This is a genomic window from Nocardia suismassiliense, from assembly GCF_900269665.1.
In the GTDB taxonomy this organism is placed as follows: domain Bacteria; phylum Actinomycetota; class Actinomycetes; order Mycobacteriales; family Mycobacteriaceae; genus Nocardia; species Nocardia suismassiliense.
The window spans coordinates 7,132,400-7,156,575 of sequence record NZ_LT985361.1 but is presented as its reverse complement, the minus strand read 5'-3'; the positions used below and the strand labels follow the sequence as shown (position 1 = coordinate 7,156,575).

Sequence of the window (24,176 nt, the reverse complement as noted above, 5' to 3'; positions counted from 1 at the left end):
GAAAGGTGGGTCTCGTCGAGCGAGACCCACCTTCGTGTGTCGGGTTCCTACTTCAGCGTGATGTCATCCGCGTTGTAAGAACCTTGGCCGTACCAACCGTGGACCCAGATGGTGACCTTCGTGGTGGCAGGTCCGGTGGTGAACTTGGTCGAAAGTTGTTGGTAGGCGCCGTTGGTTCCCGGTGTCCAGGTGGACGTGTCAGTGGTGCCGGAGCCGGTGACACCGAGGTAGACGTACTTGCCGTTGACCCAGGCCGACAGCGTGTACGTACGGTTCGGTTCGACGGTGATCTCCTCGGAGCAGCGGGCGGTGTCACTGTTGCTCGCCGCGCCGGTGAGGGCGTTCTTCCCGCCGTGGACCGTGGTGGTGGTGACCGAGCCGAGGTTGCCCGCGCACGACCACGGGGACAGGGCGCCGGTCTCGAAATCGCCGTTGATCACACCGTTTCCGTTCGGCGGTGTGGTTGTCGTCGTGCTGGTCGGCGGGGTGGTCGTTGTCGTAGAGGTTGGCGGAGTGGTTGTCGTGGAGGTAGGTGGCGTGGTTGTGGTGGAGGTGGGTGGGGTCGTGGATGTCGGCGGGTTGCAGTTCGTCGCGGTACCGTCGACGGTCTTGACCACCTGGTTGAACAAGGTTGACGCGGGATCCAAGTTCTCCAGCGAGTACATCATCGCGCCGCCGAGACCCTTGCAGTGCAGGTAGTCCGACTTGGCTTGGATGGATCGCAGTGAGTCGCCGCCCCACCAGTTCGTGCCGTCGTAGAAGAAGGCGGCCTGGGCTACGGGGTCGTAGAAGGTGCGCGACGGGTTGTCCACGACGCCGGCCAGTTCCTTGTACATCCGGATGCCGGGGACGTTGCCGGAGGACGGACCGCCGGGTGCCGGACCCGTTGCGGGCTGGAACAACCCATTGCTATTGCCCGCGGGCACACCGGTCCAGCCGCGGTAGTAGAACGGATAGCCGATGGTCAGCTTGTTCGCCGGGAAGCCGCCGGGGATGCCGTACGAGCTGTCGCCGGTGGTCCATGCGCTGATCGCCGCGTCGATGTTGTACTTCCCGTTGCCCGGCGGGACCGGTGCCATCGGGTCGTCCGGCCTGCTGTAGATCGGATCCTGGAAGTTCGTGGGGCCCTTCGCATCCCACGCGCCGTGCATGTCGTAGGTCATGACGTTGACGAGGTCCAGGTACTTGCCGAGGTTGTTCGTCTCGTAGTGGCGGATCTTGTCCTGACCCGCTGCCACCGCAGCGGTCAGTGCGTAACGTTTGCCGTCGACCGCGCCCTGCGCGTCCAGCTGCTTGCGCAATTCGGCCGTCAGCAGCGTGAAATTCGCCCTGTCCGCAGCCGAGGCGTGGTTACCCACATGGCCGCCGCCGCCCGGGTACTCCCAGTCCAGGTCGAGCCCGTCGAAGACGCCCTTACCGGTGCCCGGACCGCCGTAGCCGTCCATCTTCGGCAGGTTTCCCTTGATGAACATATCGATGCAGGAGGAGGCGAACTTCTTGCGCGCGGCGTCGGTCGCGGACACATCGGAGAAGAACTTCGAGTACGTCCAGCCGCCGATCGACAACAGCACCTTCAGGTTCGGGTGCTTCGCCTTCAACTGCTTGATCTGCTTGAAGTTGCCGACGATCGGGTCGTCCCACTTGTCCGCGGTGCCGTCGACACTCATCGACGCGTCGTGGGACTTGCCGTAGTCGGCGAACGCGTCACCCGCGCCGTCGCCGGCATTCGGGTTGTTCTCGTCCTGGCTCGCCGCCTTGTTCGCCTCGAAACAGGTGTGTTCTGTCGGGTGGATGTTCGCGAACGCGTACATCATGTAGTCGAGCTTGGCCGCCATACCCGAGGTATCGACGTTCTTGAGGTAGAAGCGGTTCTCGTAGACCGACCACTGGTTGTAGTAGGCGATCTTGACACCGCCGGAAGTCGCGCCGACCGACGCCGTGTGCACCGGCGCGGCATTGGTGAACCCCACCAACACCGCCGATATGCCGATCACCAGACTCGCGACCGTGGCGATGAGCCCCGTATGTTTCGCGGTTCGCATGGGTCCTCCCTATGGGGACGTTGTATCGGTCCCCGAAGAACCGATTCGCTCAGGTCAGCGAATCGGCCACCACGACACCCGATTTCGGTGATTGCGCGCGGCGACAGCCCGAACAGAGGAGGCAAACGAGAACCGAGAACTGTTGTGCAAGAGGAGGTTCCGGCCAACAGCAGACCGGTCTGCCGTCACTGCCTGAACAACCATTTGAATCATGACACGAAATGTTGCAGGCGAATCCCCAGTGTAAGAGTGGGGATTTCGGCACGTCAGTGGGTATTTACTTCCCCAGTTGCGCAGACAGGGGAGCTGAGGATTATTGTGCGCGGCGGTTATTCGACTATTTCGATGCGACCGGCTGGTAGCAGTCTTGCTGAAGCCTTGTCGCAGATCTCTGATTTCACGTTCGACATTACCGGGATGGTTTGGTGCTGTTGCGCATTATGCAAACGCCGGGCAGGTGCTGCTGGAAACCACGGCTGTGCAAGCCGATTCGGTGCACGATCGTGCACGGCGAAATGATCGGACAGTTATGCCGGTGAGGTAACGGTCACTCGGTGCTCTCGATGAGACCTAGCGGCCGAACGAGCAGTATGTGAGGCCGCCGTGACCGAGCAACCGTTCACCCCGTCCGATCCGGGTGACCCGAACGTCTGGTCGCTGCGACCAACGGATAGCCGTCTTGATCGTGGTGGCGGCGCTGGTCCGCTGGAACGCTGGTGGGAGGCATCGCCACTCGCTTGTCCCGGCCCAGCGGGACGGCAACACCGACGGATGCACCGCCGACTCCCACCGTCGTCGCCGGATTGGCCAACGGCGAACCGGTCGGGTCGGCCCGTGGTCACTGACCCTCTCGGACTTGACCGTAATCGGACCTGTCGACCGCCCCGACCGTTTCGTAGTGACGGTAGTCGCCAAGAATGTCACCAAATTGCCCGCATATCCGGAGAATTTGCGGTTCTTCGACGCCATTCGTGACGACAAAGGTAGTTCGAGTGGACGCGACGGAATGATCAGGATCGATTGCGCCACAGAAGACGGCAGTCCGTTACCTCGAACCGGCCTGATCGCCGCCGGCGCCAGCGTGACGGGGCGAGTATGCCTGACCGGCTTCGCCCCCTTCAATGCATTCTCGGAGACGCCCGTTCCCACATGGATCCATATCAGCGCGTACGCCGCCGATCTCGACCTACTCGAGCCGGCAGGCAATATAAGAACTGTGGCGGAAGGTGGTTCCTGGGCAACGCCGGACATGTACGCCGCTATCACGAATGCCCGCACCGAGGCCGGCGATACAACCGCGCCCGCCCCATTGCGGACGGTGTGTACCGCAATCCCTCTGTCGTGCGCCTGTTTCCGTAGCGCGGCCTTGTCGGCGTGCAACGCCCCGTGCGACCTGGTTGAACCGGCGGGTTACCGCCTCCGATGACCCGCACAGCCGCTACCCTCGGAAGACAACACTGCGTGGGAGGCGCTTTGAGCGACGTCGGATCGTTGTGGAAAGCACTGGATGAGCAGTTGCTGCCGTTGCTCCGCCGATACCGCCGCAACCTCGCCTCGCTGCAGGTCGATACGAAAGCCGACGACACGCTGTTGTCCGAGGCAGACTTGGCTGCTCAGACGACCATCATCGAAACCATCGGGAGACACTTTCCCGGTTCGCGCTTCGTCGCGGAAGAGGACGCGGCGGAGCTGCCCAGCTCGGGCGAGCCGACCTGGATCATCGACCCGATCGACGGTACGAGTGAGTTCACCACACTGGGCGGACGCGAATTCTGCAGTGTTGTATGCCTTCTCGAAGCCGGTGTGCCGACAGCGGCGTACGTCCTTGCTCCCGAGTTGGGTGTTGATCGTTCACCCATCACGATTCATTGGTCAGGCGAGGTACTGGTGAACGGACAAACGGCTGAGCCGGTTGGTCCGGCGAAGACACCGAGGCGGGCCTCGGTCACGCGAAGCAAGAACACCGCCGTGCGGAAGTTCGAGGCCGATCTCGCCGATGCCGGATGTGTCATGAAGACCCGCACCACCTCCCAAACGTTGGACATGGTCAGAACCTGCATCGACCTGTCCACTTGGACCCGAGCACCGGAACATCAGTTCGACCTGTTCTACCGGCCCAATCAGAAAGTATGGGATGGGGCGGCGGGCATCGGACTGGTGACGGCGATGGGGCGCACAGCTACCGACGGCCACGGGATCAGCCCGTTACCGCTCGATGAGCAGTTTCTGAACCACCGCGAGCCGACCTTCGCCGAGACGATCGCCGGCGACCCTGATTGCGTGCAGTGGTTCGTCGAGTTGCTGGCGGAGCCTCGGAGCGGCTGATGTCCAATCGTGTCATGGTGGACGTCACGACGTTCACCAGCGCAGAAGAATTCATCCTGTCGCAGAACCACAGCTCACCATCGCGACCGCGCGATCCCTTCGCTCAGCAGTGTTACGCCGAGCTCGTCCAATCCCTGATCTATTTCGATGAGGTACTCGTACCGCACCCGACCAAGTTGAATCCGGTTCCCGCCGACTACGGTGACTTCCCTCGAATCCTTCGCCACCTCTTCGACCTGCGAATCGCCGTGCCGATGCTGATCGGCATCGGCGAAGAGCCTGCCCTCGCCACGGCCGAGCGGACCGCTATCGAGACGCTCAAAACCACCGGTGTCGAGACCATGCTGCGGTTCATCGATAAGACCCGCCGCACCGATCGCGAAGTGCAGGAGCGCGGCGGTGGGCAGCGGATGCTGGCGAACATCGCGGCGTGGGCGGATTACCAGTGGGAGAACGTCAGAATCGAGGGCCATCACCGGGCTCGTATCGCCAGTGCCGACGGTGTTGAACTCGACCCCTTCGACCAGTGGGCGCGTGCGTCATCGTTTGCCATGGAAGGGCAATTCCGTAGCTTGATCGAGGACAGCGAACAGCAACTGTGGCTCATTGCCACGTTGGTGCGCTCGCTGCGGTATTCGGCGCGGGCGAAGGTGAAAGCTGTTGCCTACACACCACACCCGCTTCGCCGGGACTTCTCGGTGATGTTCGATCTCTTCGATGACGGTGTTCCCGACAATACGATCGAAGAAGTGATCTCGGCGGTCCGCGGGATACCCAGCGAGATTCGCAAGGTCGCGGGCGCTAGGCATGGTCGTCGACTCCAGCTGTTGGAGTACCAATTGCCGCTGTTGGGTGGGCGATTGTGGTCGCTGCGGGACCGGGGACGACTCAGCGACGAGCGGTGGCTCGAGATGGTGTGCGGCCGTATCGACGAATACCGGGCGCGGGCAGTCGATTTCCGGCGGGCGCTGTCGCGCTGTGATACCGAGGAGGAAGCGCGTCGCTTGGAACTCGACGTGGAAGGCGTGCGCGACCAGTTGCTCCGGCGCCTGGGTCTCGAGGCGGCTGAGCCGAATGAGACCGAGGCGACGTTGATCGAAGCGGCGGCTTCTGTGGCGGAGCTAGTAGGGCCGGGTATACCGATTACCCGGCCACTGCGCCTCGCCTTGATTCCGTTCCGGCGGCACTCGGGAACCCTCGAAAGCCTGCATCAGAAGTTCCTTTACCGCGAGTTCGTCAGCGGTATGTGAGGGGCCCGGCGGAAACGGCTAGGTGCGGTTCTTCGCGGGGCGGTTGGTGGCGGCGCGGCGTTCGGCTTCCTTGGCGGCGATTCGCTCGTTTTCCTTGAGGACCTCGGCGTAGTTCTCGCGTTCGCGGACCAACCATTCCGGGGGGTCGGCGAGGAGGGCGGTGATCTCGTCGGCGGTGAGGGCGTCGGAGACCTGGGCGCGGGAGAGGCCGGAGTTGGAGACGCCGAGTTTGCGGGCGGTGACGTCGCGGGGGAAGGGGCCGGTGCGGCGGAGTTCGGTGAGCCATTCCGGCGGGTCGGTGCGGAGGGCTTCGAGGTCGGCGCGCGAGAGGGGGGTGTTTTGGAAGGATTCGGGGGCCGCGGGGAGGTAGATGCCGAGCTTGTTGGCTGCGGTCAGGGGCTTCATCATCTGGGGGTTCGGGTCCGGGCTCACTGAACCAGCGTATCGGGTGGCGATAGTGTTCCTGGCATGAGCCGGTTCGAGTCGATCGATGTCGCGCGGCTGCGGTGGTTTGTCGCGGTTGCCGAGGAGCTGCATTTTGCGCGGGCGGCGAAGGGGTTGAATATTTCGCGGCAGCGATTGAGTCAGACGGTCATCGAATTGGAGGAGGAGCTGGGGGCGAAACTGTTCGTGCCGGGCGCGCAGCCCACTCAGTTGACTGAGGATGGGGCGGCGTTATTAGTGGAGGCGCGGGAGTTGATCGCGCGGGCCGAGTCGGTGGTCGAGGAGACGACGGACGGGCCGGCGGCATTGCGGGTGGGGTTTGTGCCCGGTGTGACGGTGTCGAAGTGGACGCGGATCTGGGGGGAGCGGTTTCCGGATACGCCGCTCGAGGTGGTGGGGGTGCCGATGGGGGAGCAGGAAGCGGCGTTGCGGTCGGGGCGGGTCGATCTGTGTTTTGTTCGGCTGCCGATCGACCGGGACGGGATGAGTGCGATTCCGCTGTATCGGGAGGTGCCGGTGGTTGTAGTGCCGAAGGATCATCCGATCTCGGTGTTCGAGCAGGTGAGCATGGCGGATCTGGCCGATGAGCGGATGCAGGACGCCTCCGATATCGACGCTGTTTCGGGTGCTATCGAGCTGGTCGCGGCGGGGGTGGGTGTCGCCGTGGTTCCGCATTCGATCGCTCGGCTGCATGCTCGTCGTGACCTGGTGTATCGCACGGTCACCGACGTTGCGGACACGGAGATCGCGTTGGCGTGGCCGACGGAGCGGACCAGTGATCTGGTGGAAGATTTTGTAGGCGTGGTGCGGGGTCGCTCGGAGCGCAGTTCTCGGTCGCCTGGAGTGCGGGCGAAAAGTGCTGAGCCACAGAAGAAGTCGGTGGCGAAGCGGGCTGGTGGACGACCCGGTCCGGCGAAGAATGCGGTCGGTAAGAAGAAGCCAGTGAAGCGTCGGGGACGGTAGCTCGGATCCAGTTGATCCACGGGTGAATCCTTTTCCGGAGTCCGCCCCTCTCTTACTTGTGCCGGCAACCACGTCGGCACTGGTTCGGGAGGTTGCTGTGATCATTGCCGCGATTGTTGTTGGCGCACTGCTGGTTTGTGCGTGCAGTGTTGCCGTGTTGCGTCGTCGGAGCCGGAAATGAGTTGGCCCGACGAACAATTGGTGACCTGCGCGCGGGCGGGTGATGTGGAATCGATCGCCGCGCTGGTGTCGGGGACGCACCCGCATGTGCGGCGGTTCGCCTATTCGCTGTGTGCGTCGCCGGAGGATGCCGAGGATGCCGCGCAGGAGGCGTTGATCATCCTGTACCGCAAGATCGGCACGCTGCGTGCGTCAGGAGCGTTGGCGGCGTGGATGTTTCGCATCGTGCGCAACGAGTGCCTGCGTCAGTTGCGGCTGATGGGGCGACCTGTCGAGGTGACACCTGATGTCTCGATGGTCTCAGCGGAGGACGAGGCGATGCGTCGGTTGGAGGCTGAGCGGGTGGCGTCGGCCATCGCGGCCTTGCCGATCGATCAGCGGCAGGTGCTGATCATGCGAGACCTCAAGGGGTACAGCGGGCGCATGGTGGCGGATCGTCTCGGTCTCAGCACCGCGGCGATGAAGTCGCGGTTGCATCGGGCTCGTTCCGCCGTGCAGCAGTCGTTGCGCGGCGGGTTTCCGGAAGCGGGTCGCGAATGAACGAGCAGAGCTTCGCCAGCACTTCGGTGCCGCGGCATCTGGCCCGAGGGGTGGCCGGATTCGGCGCACTGATCGCAGCGTTCGCGCTGCTGCCGTGGGTCGGCCTGGCGAGTTTGCTACTCGCCCCGCTCGGCTTCGTCGCACTCCGGGGTTGCCCGACCTGCTGGGCCATCGGATTGATGCAGACCATTTCGATGGGCCGGTTGCAACGATCGTGCGCAGACGGTCGATGCCAACTGACGCTCGCCGATTGACCCACACCCCACTCGTCCGTCGAGCGGGGACATGGCGGCAGCAACTGCGAGTGCGCACTCCGTCATATCCCGTCCGACGGCATAAGCCACCCCCGGACCACCTTTCGTCGAGCGGGACGTCGTGGCGGCAAAGCGTGGGTGCGTGCTACGCCATGTCCCGCTCGACGGCGTCGTTCGGCTTGTTCGGGACGTAGCGGCGGCGAATTGCGAATGGGCGCTGCGTCATGTCCCGCTTGACGGCATTGGGCGGCTTGCCCGGGACGTAGCGGCGGCCAACCGCGAGTGCGCGCGCCGTCATGTCCCGACCGCCGCATCGCGTGGCCGTGCCTGGGCTCAGCTTTCGTCGAGCGGGACGTCGTGGCGGCAAAGTGCGGGGGCGCGGGTCATGTCCCGCTTGATGGCATCGGGTGGCTTGCCCGGGATGTAGCGGCGGCAGATCGCGAGTGCGCGTCGCGTCATGTCCCGCTCGACGCCATCGAGCGGCCTTGCCCTGCACAACCTTTCGCAGAATGAGGCGGAGCGGCGGCGAAGTGCTGCGTCATGTCCCGTTCGGCGGCCTCGGGCGGGTTGGCCGGGACGTAGCGGCGGCAAAGTGCGAGTGAGCACTGCGTCATGTCCCGCTCGATGCCGCCGGGTGGCTTGCCTGGGACGTAGCGGCGGAAATGGCGCGTGCGCGCGGCTTCCTGTCCCGCTCGACGCCATCGAGCGGCCGTGCCCTGGAACACCTTTCGCCGAATGGGATGTAGCGGCGGTGAAGTGGGAGTGAGTGCTGTGTCATGTCCCGTTCGGCGGCGTTGGGCGGGTTGGCCGGGACGTAGCGGCGGCGAAGTGCGGGTGAGCGCTGTGTCGTGTCCCGTTGGGCGGCGTTGGGCGGGTTGGCCGGGACGTAGCGGCGGTGAAGTGGGAGTGAGCGCTGCGTCGTGTCCCGCTGGGCGGCGTTGGCCGGGACATGGCGGCGGCGAATCGAGAGTAAGCGCTGCGTCATGTCCCCTTCGACGGCATCGGGTGGTCTTGCCGGGACGTAGCGGCGGAAATGGCGCGTGCGCGCGGCTTCATGTCCCGCTCGACGCCATCGAGCGGCCGTGCCCTGGACCACCTTTCGCCGAATGGGACGGAGCGGCGGTGACGTGGGGGGAAGCGCTGCCTCAAGGCCCGCTGGGCGGCGGCTGGGCGCTGGCCGGGGCATAGCGGCGGCAAAGTGCGAGTGAGCACTGCGTGATGTCCCGCTTGGCGGCGTCGGGCCGGTTGGCCGGGACGTAGCGGCGGCGAAGTGCGGGTGAGCGGTGCGTCGTGTCCCGCTTCGCGGCGTGGCCGCTCGCCTGGGACGTAGCGACGGCGAATCGGAGTGCGGGCACCCTGGTGTCCCGCTCGACGCCGCTACTCCCGGAGCGGTCAGGCGCCGCAGACTCGGTTGAGTTCGGTGGTGTAAGGGTCCAGGTCGGTGACGTTTTCGTCGAGCAGGGCGTTGGCGTAGCCGGTGATGGCGGCCTTCTCTTCGCCTTGGGCATCGAGGGACATCAGGGTGAAGTGGAGGGCCTGTGCGACGACGTCGTCGATGACACCATCGGGGGAGCCGTCGATGGCCTTGTTGATCGCGACGATGGCACGGTTGCAAGCGTCGGACTGGGCGTGGGCCGGGGCGGCGGGAACTAAGAGCAGGGAACCGATGGCGCTGGCGGTCAGCAGCGCGGCGGCGAAGATCTTGGGCATGGGGGTTCCTCACAGGTCAGCAGCGAAGGTCCGCGACTCGAGTGAGTCGCGGACCTCTCGACGCACACCGTACTCGACCCCGCTGGCCTGCTGAAAGCCGGTATAACTCAGGGCATTCGGCGGGTCCACCATGATCAACGGCACCTGACCGTGGCCGCTACTCGCGACGGTCAAGTGCCGTTGAAAGGGAAAGCTAGCGAGGCTTGCGCCGCAGGAACGAATCCCGGACCAGAATGCCGACGATGGCGGCGGCGAAACCGATGAGGAAGATGTCCTCGACTCGCCCCTTGTGGTTACCGATGATCATCGCAAGCAGGATGAACGCGGTGATCCAGCCGGCGATGCGGAAGGTACGGGGCGACTCACCGCTCCATCCCCACTCTGCGGAGGGAACCTCGGCGGTGTCCACGTGAGTGACGATGCCGCGCTCGGTGCTGGCGGGTTCGAGTTCCGTGGCGGCCACGATCGCTCCTTAGCTGGTTCGGGTACCGCGGGTTCCGGTACGCGCTCGATGGACTGCTGCTCGATATCGTGACATACGACGGCGCGTCGTTGTAAGTCGGCCACGCCGGTCGGGCGATGACAGCGGGCGGGACGGGTATGCACTGCGCGTACTTTCTTGTGCGCCACAATGAACCCGTGTCCGACATCGTGAGAGTCCTGCTCCTCGGCAGTACCGGATCCATCGGTACCCAAGCGCTCGAGGTGATCGCCGCCAACCCCGACCGGTTCGAGGTGGTCGGCCTGGCCGCGCGCGGCGGCAATACCGAGCTGCTCGCCGCGCAGATGGCCGCCACCGGGACGCGCAATGTCGCTGTCGCCGATCCGGCCGCCGCTCAGCAATTGGAGGTGGAGCTGGCCGGTCCGGACGCGGCTACCGAACTGGTGCGCCGCACCGAGGCCGACGTCGTGCTCAACGCGCTGGTCGGCTCGCTCGGACTGGAACCGACCCTGGCCACCCTGCAGTCGGGCACCCGGCTCGCGCTGGCGAACAAGGAATCGCTGGTCGCGGGCGGCTCGCTGGTCACCCGCGCGGCCGCGCCCGGCCAGATCGTGCCGGTCGATTCGGAACATTCCGCGCTCGCCCAGTGCCTGCGCGGCGGGCGGGCCGAGGAGGTGGACCGGCTGGTGCTCACCGCGTCCGGCGGACCGTTCCGCGGCTGGACCACCGAGATGCTGGAATCGGTGAACCCCGCTGAGGCGAAGACGCATCCGACCTGGTCGATGGGTCCGATGAATACGCTGAACTCCGCGTCGCTGGTCAACAAGGGGCTCGAGCTGATCGAGACGCACCTGCTGTTCGGCATTCCCTACGACCGCATCGACGTCACCGTGCACCCGCAGTCGATCGTGCACTCGATGGTCACCTTCACCGACGGCTCCACCCTCGCCCAAGCCAGCCCGCCGGACATGAAACTGCCCATCGCGCTGGCCCTCGGCTGGCCCGACCGGGTGCCGGGCGCCGCCGCGGCCTGCGACTTCGGCACCGCCGCCACCTGGACCTTCGAGCCCGTCGACAGCGAGGTCTTCCCCGCGATCGACCTCGCCCGCCGGGCCGGCGAAGCAGGCGGCACCGTCACCGCCGTCTACAACGCCGCCAATGAGGTTGCGGTACAAGCGTTCCTGGACGGCGCCATCCGCTTCCCCGCCATCGTCCGCACCGTGGCCGCCGCGATCGAGGCTGCCGACCAGTGGCGCACCGAACCGAACTCCCTCGAGGAGGTCCTCGCCGCCGACACCTGGGCCCGCGACTTCGCCCGATCCCGAGTGCGTGGCTGAGATTGTCGGTGGCGCCGGTGGTCGCTTGACGCCGCCCGCAACCCCGGGTTCGTGTCTGGGTCCTCCGTGATCCGAGCTGGTCTGCCTGGGGTCGTCGGTGAACTGGTCTGTGTGCCTGAGGTCGCTGGTGATCCGGGCTGTGTGCCTGAGGTCGCTGGTGATCCGGGCTGTGTGCCTGGCAACGCCTGCGATCCCGGGCGAGTACTTGATGACGTCCGGATCCCGGATGCGCGCCTGACGACGCCCGCGATCCTGGGTGCGCGCCCGAGGCCCACGCCTAACCGCATGCGCGCCTGAGGTCGCCCGCTAACGGCGTACGCGCCTGAGGTCGTCGGTGGTGCCGGTGCGTGCCCGAGACCGTCTGCGAACCCGGGTGCGCGTTTGAGGCTGGCCACGAACCCCAGTGCGCGCTCGGGGTCGCCCAGTGCGCGCTTGGGGTCGCCCGCGAACCGGGGTGCACGCCTGAGGTCGCCTGCGAACCCGAGTGCGCGCTTGACGCCGCCCGCGAACCGGGTGCGGTGCCTGAGGCCGTCCGCGAATTGGCGTGAGCGCCTGAGTCGGCCCGCCTAACCGCGTACGCATGTGTAACTTCCGCGTCGGCGCCAATCATCGGCAGGGCGAACTCGCGTTGCCGCGGATCGACTCGCCTGGTGAGCCCCGCCTGGCACACTGAATACGCAGGGTCGGGCGGGGTCCGGTTACTGTGGTCGGGGTGCTCGCGGCCGTGACGGGATGTGCGGGTGCAGGTTTGTGGGCGGCCGACCCGGCGGTCGCACTTCATCGAGGCGAGCTGCGCTATGCAGGAGGGCTGCTAAACACATGGTCTACGCGTTGGGGTTCGTGCTGTTCGCCCTTGGCATCACGATATCGATCGCGTTGCACGAATGCGGGCACATGTGGGCCGCCCAGGCCAGCGGTATGAAGGTGCGGCGGTACTTCATCGGCTTCGGGCCGAAGGTGTTCTCGTTCCGGCGCGGTGAAACCGAGTACGGCCTCAAGGCGCTGCCGCTGGGCGGGTTCTGTGACATCGCGGGCATGACCGCGCTGGACGAACTGGAGCCCGACGAGATCGACCGGGCGATGTACCGGCAGGCCACGTGGAAACGACTCGTGGTGATGTCCGGCGGGATCGCGATGAACTTCGTGCTCGGTTTCGTCCTGATCGTGATCATGGCGGTCGGCTGGGGGCTGCCGATATTGACCGAACCGCCGGTGAAGGTCGGAGAATTGCAGTGCCTGTCCGACGAGAACCCGGATCGCACCACCAATCCGTGCTCGGGCGTCGGGCCCGCGCAACAGGCAGGGCTGCAGATCGGTGACACCATCACCGCCGTGAACGGCAAGCCCGTCGACAGCTGGGTCAAGTTCACCACCGAAACCAGGAACGCGACCGGAGAGATGACCTACACGGTCGACCGTGCCGGGCAGTCGCTGACGCTCCGAGTGAATCCCGAGCGGGTCGTGCGCTACACCGAGACAGGGGAGAAGCGCGAGGTCAGCGCGGTCGGCATCATCCGCGAACTGCCGAAGAGCCCCGACTACAACGTGCTGACCGCGATCCCGGCCTCGCTGTCGTTCACCGGTGACCTCACCGTGCGCACCGTGCAGTCCCTTGCCCAGATGCCCGCGAAAGTGGCGTCGCTGTGGGAGGCCGTGACCGGTGGCGAACGCGACCCGGAGACCCCGGTCAGCGTCTACGGCGCGAGCCGGATCGGCGGCGAGACCGCCGAGCGCGGACTCTGGGGGATGTTCATCCTGGTGCTGGCCAGCCTGAACTTCTTCCTCGGCGCCTTCAACATCCTTCCGCTGCTGCCGCTCGACGGCGGCCACATCGCCGTGGTCATCTACGAGAAGATCCGCGACGTCCTCCGCCGCTGGCGCGGGCTCGCCCCGGGCGCACCCGTCAACTATCTGAAGCTGCTGCCCGCCACCTACGTGGTCGTGGTAATCGGCGGTGCGTACATGCTGCTCACCCTCGCCGCAGACATCGTCAACCCGATCAAACTGTTCTGATTTCGTTTACTCGACCGGACGAGTCCCGTCGAGGACCGACCACCGCTGTTCGCCTGCGAAGAGGTACCCTGTCGCCGGCGCTTGGGGGCAGTACGTTGTCGTGGGCGTCACAGGGTGGTCGTTCGGCGTGCGCGACTAAGCTCGGAAAGCGAACGGCCCGGAATGTACAGAGCGCTTGCGAGCCGCGGATGCGCGAGGCCGCACGTATGAAAGTAGGCAGCCGAAGGTGACCAGCACAATCGGATTGGGGATGCCCGCCGCTCCTGCGGCCGTTCTCGCTCCTCGACGCAAGACCCGTCAGTTGATGGTGGGCAATGTCGGGGTCGGAAGTGATCACCCGATCTCCGTGCAGTCGATGACCACCACCAAGACCCACGACATCAACGCCACCCTGCAGCAGATCGCGGAGCTGACCGCTTCCGGCTGTGACATCGTGCGCGTGGCCTGTCCGCGTCAGGAAGACGCGGACGCGTTGGCGACGATCGCCCGCAAGAGCCAGATCCCGGTGATCGCCGACATCCACTTCCAGCCGCGCTACATCTTCGCCGCGATCGACGCGGGCTGTGCCGCGGTGCGCGTGAACCCGGGCAACATCAAGGAATTCGACGGCCGGGTCGGCGAGGTCGCCAAGGCGGCGGCCGCCGCGGGCATCCCGATCCGCATCGGCGTCAACGCCGGTTCGCTGGACAAGCGCATGCTGGAGAAGTACGGCAAGGCCACCCCGGAGGCGCTGGTGGAATCCGCGCTGTGGGAGGCCAGCCTGTTCGAGGACCACGGTTTCGGCGACATCAAGATCTCGGTCAAGCACAACGACCCGGTGGTCATGGTGGAGGCCTACCGGCAACTGGCCGCGCGCAGCGACTACCCGCTGCACCTCGGCGTGACCGAGGCGGGTCCGGCGTTCCAGGGCACCATCAAGTCCGCGGTGGCGTTCGGCGCGCTGCTGTCGGAGGGCATCGGCGACACCATCCGGGTCTCGCTGTCCGCGCCGCCCGCCGAGGAGATCAAGGTCGGCGACCAGATCCTGCAGTCGCTGAACCTGCGCCCGCGCAAGCTCGAGATCGTGTCCTGCCCGTCGTGTGGCCGCGCCCAGGTGGACGTGTACACGCTGGCGAACGCGGTCAGTGCCGGACTGGAAGGCATGGAGGTGCCGTTGCGGGTGGCCGTGATGGGCTGCGTCGTGAACGGCCCCGGTGAGGCGCGCGAGGCCGACCTCGGTGTCGCGTCCGGCAATGGCAAGGGCCAGATCTTCGTCAAGGGCGAGGTCATCAAGACCGTGCCGGAGGCGATGATCGTGGAGACCCTGATCGAGGAGGCGCTGCGCATCGCCGAGCAAATGGGCGTGGACGCGGGCGCGGGCGAACCGGTCGTCACGGTCGGCTGAGCCGCCGGCCGAACTTTCACCAGGCCCGGGCGGGGCTGAAGGTGCGCTTCGCCCGGTTCAGTTCGACACACCTGCGACTGTTGCGTTCGGCATAGCCGTACCACATCGTCGATATTCGTGGCAGGCTATCACCGTGCGGAGTCTGCTGGAGCCGACGCGAAGGACGAAGTACGTTCCCGCGCGGCAGCTCGCGAACCGGGACCTGGGCCAGGTCCTGCGAATTCTGGATGCCGATCCGGTGGCCTCGTGCATGGTCGCCGCCCGGCTCCAGGAATTCGGCCTGGACACGGCCAGGTGCGGGCAGGGTGAACTGTGGAGTCGCGGCGGCCCTTCGGAGTCGCTGTGTTTCTCGGGTGCGAACCTGATCCCGCTGCGCGGTGACCACAATGCGCTGCGGGCCTTCGCGGACCGGGCGATCCGGTGGCCGCGCATCGCCTCCTCGGTGGTGGGACGTCGTGAACTGGCGTTACCGCTGTGGGAGATGCTGTCCGACCATTGGGGTCCGGAGCGGGAACTACGCGGCGAGCAGCCGCTGCTCGCCCTCACCCAACCGCCGTTGGTGGCTCCCGACCCGACCGTGCGCCGGGTGCGCCCGGACGAACTCGATCGCTACCTCTGCGCCGCGATCGCCATGTTCATCGAAGAAGTCGGTGTGGATCCCCGCGCTGGTGACGGTGGCCGCGGCTACCGTCGCCGCATTCAGAGCCTGATCGAATCCGGCCGCGCCTGGGCACGTTTCGAGGACGGCGAGGTCGTATTCAAGGCCGAGGTCGGTTCGCTGTCCCGGCGCACCGGCCAGATCCAAGGTGTCTGGGTGCATCCCGAACATCGCGGCACCGGGCGCGGCACCATGGGCACCGCCGCCATCGCCAATGCGGTCATCGCGTCCGGCCGCACCGCGAGCCTGTATGTGAACGACTACAACGAAGTCGCGCGCCGCGCCTACTCCCGAGTCGGCTTCCGGCAGATCGCTACCTTCTCCACGGTCCTGCTCGACTGATCCGTTTACGCTGAAAACCGTTTCAGTGGAAAGAAACACGGAGCGGCGCGATGGTTTGCTCGGTGTTGGCTATTACCATCGGTATCGATGTCGACTAGCACTACTCCGCTGAGAACACCGCTTCTCATCACGCTCACTGTCGCGCTGCTCGCGGTGCCCGCGGCGGGTTGTGCGCGCGGCCCGCAGGGACCGGTGCCCGCGGCCGACGACTTCGTCGCGGCGTTCGCCGAGCGCGACCTGACGGCCGCGGCTCAGCTCACGAACCAGCCCGAAAAGGCCGGTGCGGCAATGGGTTCGGCCTGGGATCACCTGCAGGCCGAGCGGCTCACCGCTCGCATCGGCTCGTCCAGGGTCACCGGCGACACCGCGACCGTCGACTACACCTACGAGTGGCGGCTCCCCAAGGACCGGACCTGGCGCTACACCGGGCAATTGCAGATGGGCCGCAGCGGCGGTCGCTGGAAAGTGCGCTGGACCTCCTCGAACATCCATCCCAAACTCGGTGACACGCAGACGATGTCGCTGCGGTCCACCCCGGCCCCGCGCGCCAGGGTGAACGAGCAGGCGGGCAGCGATGTGCTGGTGCCCGGCAAGGTGTCCCGGGTGGCGTTCACCGCGGCGAACGCCGGCGACCCCGGCGCGGTCGCGACCGTGCTCGCCGGAGCGTTGCGCCGATTCGACCCGCAGCTCACGCCCGAATCCATCCGGGACGCCGCCACCGCGACCAGCGGCGCGTACACGGTCGCACTGCTCAGTGAGAACGAATTCGACCAGGTGAGTACCGATCTCATCGGCCTGCCCGGCGTGGTGATCAGCACGCAGTGGGACCTGGTGCCCACCGACCGCGCCTTCGCCCCGGATTTGCTGGCTCAGATCCGCAAGACCGTGATCGCCGAGGTGGACGGCAAGGCGGGCTGGAGCGTGGTCACCATGAACGCGAACGGCGCCGACACCGACGTGCTCACCGAGGTGCCGTCGCAACCGGCCCCCTCGTTCTCGCTCAGCGTCGACCGCAATGTGCAGAACGCCGCGCAGCGCGCCGTCGACCTGCGTGAAGAGCAGACCATGATGGTGGCGCTGCGCCCGTCCACCGGTGCGATTCTGGCGATCGCGCAGAACAAGGCGGCGGATCGGGACGGGCCGGTCGCGACGATCGGGCAGTATCCGCCGGGTTCGGTATTCAAGACGGTGACCGCGGCCGCCGCGATGTCCACCGGCCTCGCCACCCCGGACACGGTGCTGCCGTGCCCGAGCCGAATCACCATCGGGGAACGCATGATTCCCAACTACAACCTGTTCACGGTCGGTGACGTGCCGATGATCACGGCTTATGAGCGGTCGTGCAACACCACCTTCGCCAACGTGGCCAGCAGGCTGCCGGGCGACGCGCTGCACGCGGCCGCCGCGAAACTCGGTGTCGGACCGGGCTATACGGTGGCCGGACTGCCGACGTTCTCCGGCTCGGTGCCGCCCTCCGACGAGCTGATCCAGCGCACCGAGGACGGTATCGGCCAGGGCAAGGTGGTAGTCAGCCCGCTCGGCATGGCCTTGATGGCGGCCACCATCGCGCACGGTTCGGTACCCGTGCCGTACCTGATCGCGGGCCGCACCACCACGGTCGATGGCGAGCTGACGACCTTCTCGCCGCAGGTGATCACTGGGTTGCGGGCGATGATGCGCAGGGTGGTCACCGGCGGCACCGCGGAGCGGATCGCCGATCAGGGGGAGGTGTACGGCAAGACCGGTGAGGCCGAGGTCGACGGCGGGTCGCACTCGTGGTTCGTCGGCTACCGCGGGGATATCGCGTTCGCGACGCTGCTGGTCAAGGGTGGCAGCTCCGATAATGCGGTCGCGGTCACCCGCGATATGGTCGCCGCGCTGCCGGCCGGTTACTGAGCCGGGTCTTGCGCTGACTGGTTGCTGGTCGCGGCGGTGTGGTCCATGATCGCGGCGCCGGCGTCGCCGCCGTCGAGGATCTGTACGGTGGCAGCGCCGCTGAGGATGATGGCCACACTGGCCAGAACTGTGGTGGAACGCTTCATTGTTCGGCTCCCTCGGGTCAGGGGTGTCGACGGGGGAAAGGTGCTGGTTACTCCGCGCGAGGGTTGCCGCGCGAAGTTATCTGAAAGTTTGCTGAAGCAGAACCGTAAACCGAGATCGATTCAGTGAACAAGCGCAAGTGACGGACGACATGTCAGGCCCGTGCAGTGCGTCGGGTCACATTCTCTGAGATCTTCGGTGAGGCTACCGTCGGGTGAGAGGCCGATTCCGCAGATTGTGGCGATGGTGGAACTACTCCGTGAAACGAGCGATCAGGCCGAATAATGTCGAGAATTTGCCTGCGCTCGGCGGAGGTATTCGGATCAGCGGGCTCGTCCGCTGTGTAGGGGCCGGTTGTGCCTCGCCCGAGTCGGTGAGGTCCTCGCGGGCGATCGGGGTTTGTCCGCCGGCGATCGAAGCCGTCAGGGGACCCTCGGAAATCGAGCCGAGGGGAGCCACCAAGGCGGACCTCGAAGCGGCGGTCCGTGATCTGCTCGCGGACGGCCGGGCCTGGGGAACCATTCCGGCCGACGCCACTGCGGCCTCGCGGACGGCCGGGCCGCGGAACCATTCCTGCCGACGCCACCGCGGCGGATATGTTCCTGCTGGTCGGCGACTTGTCCGCGACCATCCGCACCGGTAGCAGCAACTGGCGGCGGTTCATCGAGCTTGCGATGAACGGCCTGGGCGCTTAGCGCCTTTCGCGCGCGGCTACTCGGCGCGGCGCAACGTGGCGGCGAGGTGGTGTTGCAGTGGCTCGCCGACGGCGGCCATGCGCAACGTGTAATCGATGGTGTCGCCTTTCAATTGAAAGGTGCGACCAAGGGCAGTAACGAGTTTCGCGGTGCCGGTGCGGCCGATGCTGGTGGAGTCGAATTCCATGTGCAGCGCACCGTCGGCGACATTCAGTGCGCCCTCACATATTTCGGTGATTCCGGTGGGGTGCGCCAAGATCAATTCGACGCGGTCCGGGCTCGGGCAACGCAGATAGCCGGTTTCGGCGTGCATCGGTCGGCTGCCGTCGGCGGCGCGGGTGCGCTGCCGATAGGTGAGGAACGGGCGGCCGAGGTGGCCGAACCGGACTTCTTCCAGGTAATCGAACGACTGGATGGTCGGGTATTCGCCGTGTCCGTTGCCACGCCAGGTGCCGAGCAGTGGAGCGAGGGGGGCGATATCGGGATGGGGCGCGATTGCGGGTTGGGGTTCGACCACGGCGCACAGCCTAAACCTTGTTGGTTCGCGGGGTGTTCGTATACTGCCGAATTCTCTTGGAGCTAAGGTTAGCATCGCCTAAACGTCAATCGTGGTGTGTGGCCTACAGAACTTGCCGGCAAATGTCGACGGGCTCGGAGAATGCGCTTTCGTCGGGGGTGGCGCGTGCTCCGCTGTGCGGTTCGTCCCGACAGGGGCGAGCCTGTCGGAAAGGAACAAAAGTTGAACGGACACTGCAGTGAGTTGCGCCGGGCCGGTGCGTGGCGGGCGCGAACGAGAAACGGTCTGCTGCGCGCCTCGGTGCTCGGCGCCGCGCTGGTGGTCGCCGTCGCCTGCTCGAAGTCCGAGCCGGCCGACACCGAGGTGCCCGCGCTCGATGGCAATCGGTATGTGCAGACCAATCTGGCGGCCAACAAGGCCGAGTACCAGGCACTGTTCACCTTTCCCGACATGGTGAACGCCTGGGGCCTCGCCGACCGGCCGAAGGGTGCGGGCGGCCATTTCTGGGTAGGTGCGGGCGGCAAGTCGTTCCAGTTCGTCGGCGATGTGACCGCGTCCGCGGACCCGAAGCTGCAGAAGCTGTTCCAGGATCCGCTGAAGATCGTCACCATCCCCGGCGCCGACGCCGACACCTCGGACAACGGCATCGGCAAAGCCACCGGTGTGCTGTTCAACCCGGCGCCGATCACCTCCGATCTGTTCGTGGTGCGCGATCAGCCGGTCGAGGTGAACGGTGCGCGGCAAATGCTCAGCGGCTCGGCGCGGTTCATCTTTGCCACCGACTCCGGCAAGATCTCCGGCTGGACCGAGCAGGCCGCCGACGGCACCATCGTCCGGCAGGACGGACCCGCCAACCTGATGTTCGACGGCGAACCGCAAGGTATGCAGTTCTTCGGTATCGCGCTCTCCCCGTCCGGTGACAAGTTGCTCGCGGCCGACTTCGGTAAGGATCCGCAGGTGCGCACCTTGGACAAGAACTGGCAGCTGATCCCGACCGCCGGCTTCGTCAACCCGTTCGCCACCGGAGAGGCCGTCGACGCCGCCGCGCCGGACAAAGGCAAGAAGGTGAAGCCGGGCGATCCCGCTCCGTTCAACGTGTCCACCGTCGGCAACCGGGTGTTCGTCGCCTACGCGACCACCAAGTCGGCCGAGGCCGACGCGACCAAGCTGGATGTCGGCGAAGAGGATTCGCTGGACAAGGATCAGGAGAAGGACGCGAAGGGTCTGCCGGACAAGGGCAAAGTCGCGGAGTTCGACGCGGACGGCAAGCTGGTTCGCGTGTTCGACGGCGACAAGCGCTTCAACGCACCCTGGGCGGTGACCGTCGCGCCCGCCGGCTTCGGGCCGCTCAGCGGCAAGCTGCTGATCGGCAACTTCGGAGGCGCGGGCTATATTCTCGCGTTCGATGACGCGACCGGCGAGTTCGTCGACTACCTGCGTGATGCGGAGGGCAAGCCCGTTGCGATCGAGGGGCTTTGGGCGCTGATGTTCGGCAACGGGGAGAGCCTCGGTGATGCCGACTCGCTGTACTTCACGGCGGGTCCGGAGGATGAGAAGGATGGGCTGTTCGGCAAGCTCCGCCTGAAGTAGGTCCTGACGTCGACGGCCCGCACTCTGAGTGCGGGCCGTTCGCGTTTGTTGGCCAGAGCTGAATCGAGCAGAGTCGAATGGTCGCTACTTGATCTTGACGAGCAACCATATGACTCTGCTCAAGTGGCAAAACTCGACAACGCCGCTGCTGCCCTCTCAGTGCCGCACGGTTGTGTCTTCGCTCGTTACCTGCCGGTGGGTGCGGATGGGCGGGGGTCGGTGTTCTGGGCACGGATCGCTTGTTCGACCTCCTCGACCGCGGTGCGAATCATGGTGGCGTAGGGGGTGTCGGGGAGGGTGTGGAGGGTGGCTCGGGCGGCGCTGACCTCGCGTTGGGCGGCGGTGAAGGAGCTCAGCCTGCGGTAGTTGTCGGCGAGGTTGAGGTGCAGGGAGGGGTAGAAGCCCTGGACGTCCAGGCTGGGCTCGTACTGCTGGGCGCGGGCGTTGGTGAGCGCGTCTGCGGCGTCGAGGGCGCGAATGTCCCAGGTGAGGGCTTCGGCCGCGTCGTCGTAGAGGTCAGCGAGGTAGTGGGCGAGGCTGCAGCGGTGTAGCGGATCGCCCTGTGGGCCAAGGGAGTTCCAGAGAGTGAGCAGGGACTCGCGGGCCGCGTCGGGGTGGCCTTCGTGCCCGAGTGTTACCGCCTGCGTGATGGCGGTCATGGTGTCGTCTGTCATGGCGGATGGTCCTATCTGTCGAGTGGCTGCCGGGTCGGCATGGCCAGGGTGGTGAGGTCGCCGTCGGTGGCGGAGCGCAGGACGACCGGGAGGTCGGCTGCGGCGATGTCGAGCATGAGATCCGGGCCCAGCGCGGTGTGGATCGCGGGCAGCAGTGTTGCGACGTCGAAGGAGATATCGATGGGGGCGCCGGTGACGGTGGCGGGGAGGTGGTGTCGGTGGTTGCCATCGGAGACGGTGAGACCGGTCCGGTCGAGCGGTTCGGCCGCATCGGTGGCGAACGGGTTGACGAAGCCCGTGGTCGGGAGCAGCTCGAACCGTACTGTGCGGGAGGAGTTTTCGAGTAGATCGCGTAACCGATCCCGGGCCGCGAGTACCCGTGTTCGGACTGGCGCGAGCCCGGCCAGCACCGCACGATAGTCGGGAAACGGTTCGTCGATCACTCGGCAATGTCGCTCGGCGCTGTCACTGGTGAGTACCAGTGCCTGATCCCTTGGGACAGCGGTGATGTCGTCCTGCCGGCGCAGCCATGCGATGACCGGCGTGACCTCGCTCGCGTCGACGACCAGCGCCCAATCGTCGCCTCGCCGATCCCGTGTCACCACTGTTCGTGTCGACAGCCGGTATCGATCGGTGGCGGTGAGCGTCAGCGAATTCGCGTTCGCCTCCACCAGAATCCCGGCCAGTACGGGTATTTCGTGGTGGATCGCCGCAGCGGCGCGCACCTGCTCGAAAGCCTCTGCCAGCAATGCCGCTGGCAGCACGACCGTGTCGCCGGTGCCGAGGGTCTGTTTGATCGTCTCGGCAACGCGTGCGGCCTCCTGTGCCCGGCGTGTCAGCTCACCGACGTGCTCGTCCAGCAAGCGTTCCGCGCGCTCGGTATCGCCGGACAGGATGTCGGAGATCGAGTCGAGCGGTACCTCGATCGCCCGCAGCTTCCGGATCAGCGCCGCGCGTTCCCGCTGCGCCGCCGTGTAGTAGCGGTACCCGGTGAGCGGATCCACCCGGGCGGGTACCAGCAATCCGCTGTCGTCGTAAAACCGCAGCGCACTGGCTGTGAGCCCGCTCGCTCGCGCCAGCACGCCTATCGTGATCAACCCGTCGGACTCTGCCACCCCGTCATCATGGAGTCTCAGGTAGGCGGAAGGTCAAACGGTGCGATTGGTGGGGTCGGTGAGTGTCGCGTCCCATCGTCGCGACCAATCCCAGACGCCACCCAGGGCGACGCCGAGTTCGGTTCCCGCGGTGGTGAGTTCGTAGGACTTGTCGGCGTTCTTCACGATCAGCCCAGCGCTTTGCAGGTGTTGCAGCCGCACCGACAGCATGCTGGAGGAGCAGTTGTCCATCCGTCGCCGCAGTTCTAGGAACCCGAGCCGCCCGGGTTCCAACTCCCACAGCACGCGCAGTACCCACCGCTGACCCAGCAGTTCCATCGCGGCCAATACCGGTGCGTTCGCTGGATCGGCCCGGTCCTTGGGCGGCCTCGCCCCGCTTGCACTTCTCATTTAGAACTACCATAGTGATTCTGAATTAGAAGCAATCCGCCGGGCCGCCGGGTCCGCAACCGAGAGGAAGACGGTGGTCGAACCAGCCGGACAGCGAATCGTTCTCATCACGGGTGCCTCCCGCGGCATCGGCGCCGAAACGGCGCGCATCCTCGCCGGCCGCGGCGATCACGTGATCATCAACTACCGCGAAAAGGCCAAGCGTGCCAACGCGATCGCCGACGAGATCATCGCCGCCGGCGGCAGCGCGTCCACCGCAGGCGCCGACATCTCCGACGCGGACTCTGCCCGCGCCCTCATCGACGGCATCACCCAGCAGTTCGGCCGCCTGGACGTCCTGATCCTGAACGCCTCCGGCGGACTGGAGCGCAACGCCGCCGCCGACTACGCCATGTCGATCAACCGTGACGCGCAAACCCGGCTGGTCCGACTTGCCTTGCCGCACATGCCTTCCGGTGCCCGCATCGTCTTCGTCACCAGTCACCAGGCGCACTTCCACGGCCGCAAACCCGTTCCTTCCGAATACGAACCCATCGCCGCCAGCAAACGCGCGGGCGAAGACGCACTACGCGCCATGATCCCCACGCTCACCACCCACGGCGTCACCCTGCACACCGTCTCCGGCGACATGATCGACGGCACCATCATCGTGCAACTCCTCGAACGCCGAAACCCGGACGCCGTCGCCGCCCGCCGCGACACCGCCCCACTACCCACCATCACCGAATTCGCCACCGCCGTAGCCGAAGCCACCACCAGCCCCACCGAATCCGGCCACACCACCTACATCGGCGGACCCGACTACCTCACCACCGAGCCCGCCCTCTCGTAGCCCACGTCCGCAGCGGCGACGTGGCGGGAGCGCAACCCTCGATCGAACGGGCAGGGAGAGCTGGCCGACGTGCTGTGGACGGTGGGGCAACTGGCCGAAACGCATGACTCCATGCCCGCTCGCGGATGTCCCGCAGATTCGGGGCGGTCAACGCCCGGCGGCAACCGCCGGTCCGCTCGCCGCACTTGCGTGCGCATCAGGCACGATTTGCCCGACTCGCCCGGGATTGGTTTGGACGCCGCATCGATTGGGCATAGCCGCAGGTCATTAGTTCCGGGTGGCAGATTAAGGTGTGCTCACTCGAGGTTTGCCGAACCCGGAGGGATGCGACGGCAGGCTGGTGGGGAGGTCGCTGACCAGCGCGTGTCGGATGAACGGAAGTAGGTGAAATCGACGTGGAGGGGGGAAGTCTCGTTCACGCTATCGATGTGTGCCAGGT

25 protein-coding genes are annotated in these 24,176 nt (G+C 66.1%); 13 read left to right on the top strand and 12 right to left on the bottom strand.

The annotated features are described in order from the left end of the window. Nucleotides 1-47: 47 nt before the first annotated feature. The gene (locus DBO33_RS31885; protein ID WP_107658350.1) at nucleotides 48-2,042 is read right to left on the bottom strand and encodes a glycosyl hydrolase family 18 protein; all 1,995 of its coding nucleotides are present in this window, start codon (nucleotides 2,040-2,042) and stop codon (nucleotides 48-50) included. An 898-nt stretch (nucleotides 2,043-2,940) separates the two neighbouring features. Here DBO33_RS31885 and DBO33_RS43185 point away from each other — a divergent pair. The 3 genes from DBO33_RS43185 (at nucleotide 2,941) to DBO33_RS31875 (ending at nucleotide 5,617) form a co-directional block, all read left to right on the top strand. Then, nucleotides 2,941-3,468 (top strand): hypothetical protein, encoded by a 528-nt coding sequence (locus DBO33_RS43185; protein WP_159080637.1) that lies wholly within the window; start codon nucleotides 2,941-2,943, stop codon nucleotides 3,466-3,468. 47 nt (nucleotides 3,469-3,515) lie between these two features. Further along, the gene (locus tag DBO33_RS31880) at nucleotides 3,516-4,367 is read left to right on the top strand and encodes an inositol monophosphatase family protein (protein WP_107658349.1); all 852 of its coding nucleotides are present in this window, start codon (nucleotides 3,516-3,518) and stop codon (nucleotides 4,365-4,367) included. A 254-nt stretch (nucleotides 4,368-4,621) separates the two neighbouring features. Beyond that, nucleotides 4,622-5,617 carry a hypothetical protein gene (locus tag DBO33_RS31875; protein ID WP_234391150.1) on the top strand — a complete coding sequence of 332 codons (996 nt, stop codon included), beginning with the start codon at nucleotides 4,622-4,624 and terminating at the stop codon, nucleotides 5,615-5,617. A gap of 18 nt (nucleotides 5,618-5,635) precedes the next feature. Here DBO33_RS31875 and DBO33_RS31870 read toward each other — a convergent pair whose 3' ends face one another. Beyond that, on the bottom strand, nucleotides 5,636-6,049 hold the full coding sequence (locus DBO33_RS31870) for a DUF5997 family protein (RefSeq protein WP_107658347.1): 414 nt from the start codon (nucleotides 6,047-6,049) through the stop codon (nucleotides 5,636-5,638). 36 nt (nucleotides 6,050-6,085) lie between these two features. Between DBO33_RS31870 and DBO33_RS31865 the strand changes: the two genes are divergently transcribed. The 3 genes from DBO33_RS31865 (at nucleotide 6,086) to DBO33_RS31855 (ending at nucleotide 7,998) form a co-directional block, all read left to right on the top strand. Beyond that, complete coding sequence (locus DBO33_RS31865) at nucleotides 6,086-7,024, top strand: LysR family transcriptional regulator (RefSeq protein WP_107658346.1); 939 nt, start codon at nucleotides 6,086-6,088, stop codon at nucleotides 7,022-7,024. Between the two features lie 177 nt (nucleotides 7,025-7,201). After that, on the top strand, nucleotides 7,202-7,744 hold the full coding sequence (locus DBO33_RS31860; RefSeq protein ID WP_107658345.1) for an RNA polymerase sigma factor: 543 nt from the start codon (nucleotides 7,202-7,204) through the stop codon (nucleotides 7,742-7,744). Then, nucleotides 7,741-7,998, top strand: coding sequence for a hypothetical protein (locus tag DBO33_RS31855; protein WP_107658344.1), 258 nt, complete (start codon nucleotides 7,741-7,743; stop codon nucleotides 7,996-7,998). Before DBO33_RS31860 ends, DBO33_RS31855 begins: the two co-directional genes overlap by 4 nt. A gap of 145 nt (nucleotides 7,999-8,143) precedes the next feature. Here the strand turns inward: DBO33_RS31855 and DBO33_RS43180 are convergent, their stop codons facing one another. The 5 genes from DBO33_RS43180 to DBO33_RS31845 form a co-directional block, all read right to left on the bottom strand. Beyond that, nucleotides 8,144-8,296 (bottom strand): hypothetical protein, encoded by a 153-nt coding sequence (locus DBO33_RS43180; protein ID WP_159080636.1) that lies wholly within the window; start codon nucleotides 8,294-8,296, stop codon nucleotides 8,144-8,146. Between the two features lie 35 nt (nucleotides 8,297-8,331). After that, nucleotides 8,332-8,457, bottom strand: coding sequence for a hypothetical protein (locus DBO33_RS44505; protein WP_267897904.1), 126 nt, complete (start codon nucleotides 8,455-8,457; stop codon nucleotides 8,332-8,334). 933 nt (nucleotides 8,458-9,390) lie between these two features. Next, nucleotides 9,391-9,708, bottom strand: coding sequence for a hypothetical protein (locus tag DBO33_RS31850; protein WP_107658343.1), 318 nt, complete (start codon nucleotides 9,706-9,708; stop codon nucleotides 9,391-9,393). Nucleotides 9,709-9,717: 9 nt separating this feature from the next. Next, nucleotides 9,718-9,882, bottom strand: a complete 165-nt coding sequence (locus tag DBO33_RS43175) for a hypothetical protein (RefSeq protein WP_159080635.1) — start codon at nucleotides 9,880-9,882, stop codon at nucleotides 9,718-9,720. A 19-nt stretch (nucleotides 9,883-9,901) separates the two neighbouring features. Continuing rightward, a complete protein-coding gene (locus DBO33_RS31845; protein ID WP_107658342.1) occupies nucleotides 9,902-10,171 on the bottom strand; it encodes a DUF2631 domain-containing protein in 270 nt (89 codons plus the stop codon). A 137-nt stretch (nucleotides 10,172-10,308) separates the two neighbouring features. On the opposite strand from DBO33_RS31845, the gene dxr reads away from it, so the two are divergent. The 5 genes from dxr to DBO33_RS31815 all read left to right on the top strand — a co-directional run bounded on the left by dxr (nucleotide 10,309) and on the right by DBO33_RS31815 (nucleotide 17,780). Then, nucleotides 10,309-11,487, top strand: coding sequence for a 1-deoxy-D-xylulose-5-phosphate reductoisomerase (gene dxr, locus DBO33_RS31840; protein ID WP_107658341.1), 1,179 nt, complete (start codon nucleotides 10,309-10,311; stop codon nucleotides 11,485-11,487). A gap of 819 nt (nucleotides 11,488-12,306) precedes the next feature. Next, nucleotides 12,307-13,500 carry a M50 family metallopeptidase gene (locus DBO33_RS31830; RefSeq protein ID WP_107658339.1) on the top strand — a complete coding sequence of 398 codons (1,194 nt, stop codon included), beginning with the start codon at nucleotides 12,307-12,309 and terminating at the stop codon, nucleotides 13,498-13,500. 226 nt (nucleotides 13,501-13,726) lie between these two features. After that, on the top strand, nucleotides 13,727-14,884 hold the full coding sequence (ispG, locus tag DBO33_RS31825; protein ID WP_107658338.1) for a flavodoxin-dependent (E)-4-hydroxy-3-methylbut-2-enyl-diphosphate synthase: 1,158 nt from the start codon (nucleotides 13,727-13,729) through the stop codon (nucleotides 14,882-14,884). Between the two features lie 133 nt (nucleotides 14,885-15,017). Continuing rightward, complete coding sequence (locus tag DBO33_RS31820; RefSeq protein ID WP_107658337.1) at nucleotides 15,018-15,884, top strand: GNAT family N-acetyltransferase; 867 nt, start codon at nucleotides 15,018-15,020, stop codon at nucleotides 15,882-15,884. A gap of 87 nt (nucleotides 15,885-15,971) precedes the next feature. After that, a complete protein-coding gene (locus DBO33_RS31815) occupies nucleotides 15,972-17,780 on the top strand; it encodes a penicillin-binding transpeptidase domain-containing protein (protein ID WP_107658336.1) in 1,809 nt (602 codons plus the stop codon). Here DBO33_RS31815 and DBO33_RS43170 read toward each other — a convergent pair. Then, nucleotides 17,774-17,926, bottom strand: coding sequence for a hypothetical protein (locus DBO33_RS43170; protein WP_159080634.1), 153 nt, complete (start codon nucleotides 17,924-17,926; stop codon nucleotides 17,774-17,776). The genes DBO33_RS31815 and DBO33_RS43170 overlap by 7 nt on opposite strands. Nucleotides 17,927-18,635: 709 nt before the next feature. Then, a complete protein-coding gene (locus tag DBO33_RS31810) occupies nucleotides 18,636-19,136 on the bottom strand; it encodes a peroxynitrite isomerase (protein WP_107658335.1) in 501 nt (166 codons plus the stop codon). Between the two features lie 222 nt (nucleotides 19,137-19,358). Between DBO33_RS31810 and DBO33_RS31805 the strand changes: the two genes are divergently transcribed. Then, complete coding sequence (locus DBO33_RS31805) at nucleotides 19,359-20,726, top strand: TIGR03118 family protein (protein WP_407670554.1); 1,368 nt, start codon at nucleotides 19,359-19,361, stop codon at nucleotides 20,724-20,726. Between the two features lie 185 nt (nucleotides 20,727-20,911). On the opposite strand, the gene DBO33_RS31800 is transcribed toward DBO33_RS31805, so the two are convergent. From DBO33_RS31800 to DBO33_RS31790, 3 genes are read right to left on the bottom strand one after another with little or no spacing between them, the layout of a single operon-like run. Next, on the bottom strand, nucleotides 20,912-21,400 hold the full coding sequence (locus DBO33_RS31800; RefSeq protein ID WP_107658333.1) for a hypothetical protein: 489 nt from the start codon (nucleotides 21,398-21,400) through the stop codon (nucleotides 20,912-20,914). An 11-nt stretch (nucleotides 21,401-21,411) separates the two neighbouring features. Next, complete coding sequence (locus DBO33_RS31795) at nucleotides 21,412-22,515, bottom strand: DNA polymerase III subunit beta family protein (protein WP_107658332.1); 1,104 nt, start codon at nucleotides 22,513-22,515, stop codon at nucleotides 21,412-21,414. A 33-nt stretch (nucleotides 22,516-22,548) separates the two neighbouring features. Next, entirely contained in the window at nucleotides 22,549-22,905 is a 357-nt protein-coding gene (locus DBO33_RS31790; protein WP_234391149.1) for a winged helix-turn-helix transcriptional regulator, read from the bottom strand. A gap of 73 nt (nucleotides 22,906-22,978) precedes the next feature. On the opposite strand from DBO33_RS31790, the gene DBO33_RS31785 reads away from it, so the two are divergent. Then, a complete protein-coding gene (locus tag DBO33_RS31785; protein ID WP_234391148.1) occupies nucleotides 22,979-23,737 on the top strand; it encodes an SDR family oxidoreductase in 759 nt (252 codons plus the stop codon). Nucleotides 23,738-24,176 lie beyond the last annotated feature (439 nt).